Source organism: Pseudomonas sp. CM25 (genome assembly GCF_013179705.1).
Classification (GTDB): Bacteria; Pseudomonadota; Gammaproteobacteria; order Pseudomonadales; family Pseudomonadaceae; genus Aquipseudomonas.
Map to the genome: position 1 here is coordinate 1 of NZ_JABMCW010000365.1, position 5,093 is coordinate 5,093.

Genomic DNA, 5,093 nt, shown 5'->3' on the forward strand with positions numbered 1-5,093 from the left:
CGGTGCCGCCGTCCAGGCCGTTGAAATGCGCGCCATCGCCGGGCATCTCCCGCGCTGTCCAGTGTTCGCCGGCATCGCTGGAGACCAGGAACTTGCCGTAACTGCCGTAGGCCACCACCTGTTGGCCATCAGCGCTCCACACGCCAAGCAGGGGCTCACCCAGGTCGGCATCATGGTGGCGCTCTTGCCAGCTTTGGCCGCCATCGTCCGAGCGCAGGATCCAGCCATCGTGGCCTACCGCAATCAGCACCTCCGGGCTCAGGGCGATTACACCGGTCAGGGTCGCATCGCGGCCTGCGCCGACCTGGCTGGCTTGCCAGCTGCGGCCGTTGTCGTCGCTGCTGAGCAAGGTGCCACGCTCGCCCACGGCAATCAGCCGTTGCGGGGTGCTGACCAGTGCATTGACCTGGACCCGGTCGGCGAGGATCTGGGTCACGGCCAAAGGGGCGGGTTGGCGTGGCGCGAAGGCGAAGGCGACGGCGGCGATCACCAGGGCGCTCATGGCGTATGCGGTCAGCTGGCGCATGACGGGCTCCGGGGCGACAGCGGCAGGCACGTGGCGGGATTCATGGGGGCATCCTTTTAGAATTGTGCCGGGGATGATCCGGTGGCCTTGGCCTGGGGTACATCGTCCAAATGGCCTAGACAAATGTGGGAGCGGGTTCACCCGCGAAGCGCCGCGCGGGCGGCGCTCGATCTCACAGGCGCTGCAAATGCTGCGGCAAGCACCTGTCAGCCCTCGTGCAATTTGCCCCACAACGCCCGCGCCCGGCTCAACACCCGCGCTGCACCTGTGAAAGCCCGGCAGCCTAGGGCAGCTCAAACAACCCCGCCGCCCCCATCCCGCCACCAATACACATCGCCACCACCACATACCGAACCCCGCGCCGACGTCCTTCGAGCAGGGCATGCCCGACCATCCGCGCCCCCGACATGCCAAACGGATGGCCAATGGCAATGGCCCCGCCATTCACGTTGAGCCGGTCCGGCGCAATACCCAGAGCGTCACGGCAATGCAGCACCTGGCAGGCAAACGCCTCGTTGATCTCCCATAGGCCGATATCCGCCACTGTCAGCCCGAAGCGCTTGAGCAGCCTGGGCACCGCCAGCACCGGCCCGATGCCCATCTCCTGCGGCGCGCAGCCGGCCACGGCAATGCCCCGGTAGATGCCCAGCGGCGCAAGGCCACGCCGATGCGCCTCGGCGCGGCTCATCAGCAGGCTGGCCGAAGCACCGTCAGAAAACTGCGAGGCATTGCCCGCCGTGACAAACTCGCCAGCGCCGACCCACTTGCCATCCTTCCACACCGGCTTGAGCGCTGCGAGGTCTTCGAGCCGCGTGCCTGGACGGTTGCATTCGTCGCGCTCGACCCGCACCCGCTCATGCCCGGCAGGCTGGCCTTCCTTGTCGAACAGCAGCTTGTCGACTTCAAGGGCTACCAGTTCCTCGTCAAACAACCCGCTGCGCTGGGCCGCCGCCGTGCGCAACTGGCTTTGCAGCGCGTACTCGTCCTGGGCCGCGCGGCTGATGCCGTAGCGGCGTGAAACGATTTCTGCAGTTTCCAGCATGGGGATATAGGCATCCGGCATCACCTCCAGCACCGCCTGGGACTGCGCCCGATAGGTGTTCTTGTGCCGGGTCTGGGTCAGCGACAGCGACTCCACGCCACCGGCAATGGCGATTCCCAGCTCGCCGGTGACGATACCCTTGGCTGCCAGGCCGATACTGATCAGGCCCGAGGCACACATGCGGTCCACGGCCATGCCGGCCACGCTGGCGGGCAAGCCCCCGGTGTAGGCACACAGCCGGCCGATGTTGTAGGCCTGGGTCCCCTGCTGCACGGCGGCGCCCATGATCACATCGTCGATGGCCTCGGCCTCGACCCCCGCACGCTCGACCACGGCGCGCACCACGTGGCCACCCAGCACAGGCGCCTCGGTGTCGTTGAACGACCCACGGAACGACTTGGCCAGCGCAGTACGGGCGGTGGCGACGATAACGGCTTCATTCATGTCCATCACAGGCTCACTCGGCAACAGGGTTGAAGGTGTAACGGCTGATGGTGTCGACCACGCAGCCTGGGCGGCTTTCGCCCTCGATCTCGACAGTGACCCGTACCACCAGCTGCACGCTGTCACCCAGCGCTTCGGCGCGCAGGATCTGGCCACGGCCACGCACCCGCGCACCGACCCGCACCGGCGCCGGGAAGCGCACCCGGTCACAGCCGTAGTTCACCCCCATCGCCAGGTTGTCGATTACCAGCAGTTGCGGCAGGAACAGGTTGACCAGCGACTGGGTCAGGTAGCCATGCGCGATGCACGCCCCGAACGGCCCGGACGCCGCACGCTGCGGGTCGACATGAATCCACTGATGGTCACCGGTGGCCTCTGCGAACAGGTCGATACGCGGCTGGCTGATGGTCAGCCAGCCGCTGCAGCCCAGCTCCGTGCCCTCGGCGGCCAGCAAGGCCTGGGCACTGTTGAAGGTATGGCTCATGGCAGTTTCCTCAGGCTTGCTGTGAACTGACCGACAGCACTTCGCCGACCATGTAGGAGGCGTAGTCACTGGCCAGAAACATCATCACGTTGGCGACTTCCCAGACTTCGGCCGCGCGGCCGAAGGCTTCGCGGCTGGCCAGGCTGGCCAGCAGCGCCTCGCTGGAGGCCTTCTTGAGAAAGTCGTGCAGGGCGATCGACGGCGCCACGGCATTGATGCGCACACCATGCTCGGCCGCCTCCAGGGCGCTGCAGCGGGTCAGCGCCATCACCCCGGCCTTGGCCGCCGCGTAATGCGCCTGCTCCTTTTGCGCCCGCCAGCCCAGCACCGAGGCGTTGTTGACAATGGCGCCGGCGCCACGGCGCTGCATGTGCGGCAGCATGGCGCGGGTCATGCGGAAGGTACCGGTGAGGGTCACATCCAGCACCCGCTGCCACTCCTGGTCGGTCATCTCGACCACGGTCTTCTGGCCGCCCAGGCCGGCGTTGTTGATCAGCACATCGACGCCGCCCAGCAGGCTTTCGGCGCGGTCGACCAAGGCCTGCACGTCGGCCTCGACCGTGACATCGCACAGCTGGCCGTGAATGGCCTGCAGGCCGGTTTCAGCCTTGAGGCGCTCGACCGCCTCCTCCAGCCGACGCGGGTGCACATCGGAAATCATCAAGGCCCGGCAGCCTTCCTCGGCGCTGCGCCGGGCCGCCGAATAACCGATGCCGGCACCGGCAGCGGCGGTAATCAGTACCGACTTGCCGGCCAGCAGCTGGTGACCGGGTACATAGGCAGGGGCTTGCTTCACGTGGGGCACTCCAAAAGTGGGGGGTGGCTCAGGGGCGGCATTCAGCTGCCCCAAACCTTCTGCGGCGCTGGCGCCTGGCCCAGGATCTGCGCGATGACCGGGCCGATTTCCTGTACCTGCCAGCGGCCGCCCTTGTCCTGTGTAGTGCCGGTGCGCCAGCCATCGGCCAGGGAAATCCGCCCGCCCTGGCTTTCGAATACCTGCCCGGTCACCTGCGCCGAGGCTTCGCTACCCAGCCACACCACCAGCGGCGCGACGTTGTCTGGCGCCCAGGCATCGAAGCTGCCGTCATCCGGTGCCTTGACCACCTCCGGCATGGCGCTCTCGGTCATTGCCGTGCGTGCGGCCGGTGCCAGGGCATTGGCCGTCACCCCGTAGCGAGCCAGCTCCGCCGCCTGCACCAGGGTCAGCGCGGCAATGCCGCCTTTGGCTGCGGCGTAGTTCGACTGGCCGATCGAGCCCTGCAAGCCGGCGCCGGAGCTGGTATTGATGATGCGCGCCGCCACCGGGGTGCCGGCCTTGGCCAGGTCGCGCCAGCGTCGACCAAGGATGTTGGCCAGGCAGTAATGGCCCTTGAGGTGCACACGCATGACCAGGTCCCAGTCCTCTTCGGACAGGCTGATGAACATGCGGTCGCGCAGCACCCCGGCGTTGTTGACCAGTACATGCACCTCGCCAAACGCCGCCAGCGCGGCATCGACTATGCGCTGGGCACTGTCCAGCGTGGTGATGTCGTCACTGTTGGCGATCGCCTGGCCACCGCTGGCAAGGATCTCGCCGGCCACGTCCTGCGCCGCCTCGGCACGGATATCGTTGACCACCACCCGCGCGCCCTCGCCAGCAAACGCCAGCGCATAGGCACGGCCCAGCCCGCCGCCGGCACCGGTGATGATCACCGTGCGGCCTTCACATATCGCCATGTCCCACTCCTTTGCATACGGTTGACAAGCTGCGCGTCACAGGCGCTCGATAATGGTCACGTTGGCCTGGCCACCGCCTTCGCACATGGTTTGCAGGCCGTAGCGGCCACCGCTGCATTCCAGTTCGTTGAGCAGCGTGGTGGTCAGCCGTGCGCCGCTGGCACCCAGCGGGTGACCCAGGGCGATGGCGCCGCCGTTGACGTTGGTGCGCGCCGGGTCGTAGTCCAGTTCCTTGCTCCAGGCCATCACCACCGAGGCGAAGGCTTCGTTGATCTCCACCCGGTCGATGTCGGCCATGCGCAGCCCGCTGCGCTGCAAGGCGCGGCGCGTGGCGGCAATGGGTGCGGTCAGGTGCCAGATCGGGTCGTCAGCCAGCACGGTCAGGTGGTGAATGCGCGCCCTGGGGGTCAGGTCGTAGCGTTTCAGCGCAGCTTCCGACACCACCAGCAACGCCGCCGAGGCATCGCAGGTCTGGCTCGACACTGCCGCCGTGATAGACGGATATTGCGGGTCGACTGGCTGCAGTTCGGCCATCTTTGCCAGGGTGGTCTGGCGCGGGGTTTCATCCTCGCGCAAGCCGTTACAGGCCACGATCTCGCGGTCCAGGCGGCCGCTGGCCATGGCCGCCAGCGCCCGGCGATGGCTCTCCAGGGCAAACGCCTCCATCTGCTCGCGGCTGATCTGCCAGTGCTCGGCAATGCGCTGGGCAGCATAGAACTGGTTGACCGGCTGCGCGCCGAAGCGCCTGCGCCAGCCCTCGCTGCCGGAAAACGGGTCGGCAAAGCCCAATGGCTGCCCCGCCAGCATCGCCGCGGCGATCGGGATGCGCGTCATGGTCTGCACCCCCCCCACTGCGATCACGTCCTGGGTGCCGCTCATAA

At 67.3% G+C, this 5,093-nt stretch carries 6 protein-coding genes; all 6 read right to left on the reverse strand.

From position 1 onward, the window contains the following. A partial coding sequence (locus HP546_RS25590) for a WD40/YVTN/BNR-like repeat-containing protein (protein WP_372242462.1) occupies positions 1-526 on the reverse strand: 526 nt, incomplete at its 3' end. 283 nt (positions 527-809) lie between these two features. Continuing rightward, on the reverse strand, positions 810-2,018 hold the full coding sequence (locus tag HP546_RS25595; RefSeq protein WP_172231227.1) for an acetyl-CoA C-acyltransferase: 1,209 nt from the start codon (positions 2,016-2,018) through the stop codon (positions 810-812). Positions 2,019-2,025: 7 nt separating this feature from the next. Next, the gene (locus HP546_RS25600; RefSeq protein ID WP_172231230.1) at positions 2,026-2,496 is read right to left on the reverse strand and encodes a MaoC family dehydratase; all 471 of its coding nucleotides are present in this window, start codon (positions 2,494-2,496) and stop codon (positions 2,026-2,028) included. A gap of 10 nt (positions 2,497-2,506) precedes the next feature. Then, positions 2,507-3,292: an SDR family oxidoreductase gene (locus HP546_RS25605; RefSeq protein WP_172231233.1), complete on the reverse strand. Its 786-nt coding sequence runs from the start codon at positions 3,290-3,292 to the stop codon at positions 2,507-2,509. Between the two features lie 41 nt (positions 3,293-3,333). Then, complete coding sequence (locus HP546_RS25610; protein ID WP_172231236.1) at positions 3,334-4,212, reverse strand: SDR family oxidoreductase; 879 nt, start codon at positions 4,210-4,212, stop codon at positions 3,334-3,336. Positions 4,213-4,248: 36 nt separating this feature from the next. Continuing rightward, a partial coding sequence (locus HP546_RS25615) for an acetyl-CoA C-acyltransferase (protein ID WP_172231239.1) occupies positions 4,249-5,093 on the reverse strand: 845 nt, incomplete at its 5' end.

Bases quoted from the DNA above. Each gene is read 5' to 3' on its own strand.
- HP546_RS25600 (WP_172231230.1), bottom strand. From the start codon at position 2,496: ATGAGCCATACCTTCAACAGTGCCCAGGCCTTGCTGGCCGCCGAGGGC.
- HP546_RS25595 (WP_172231227.1), bottom strand. From the start codon at position 2,018: ATGGACATGAATGAAGCCGTTATCGTCGCCACCGCCCGTACTGCGCTG.
- HP546_RS25610 (WP_172231236.1), bottom strand. From the start codon at position 4,212: ATGGCGATATGTGAAGGCCGCACGGTGATCATCACCGGTGCCGGCGGC.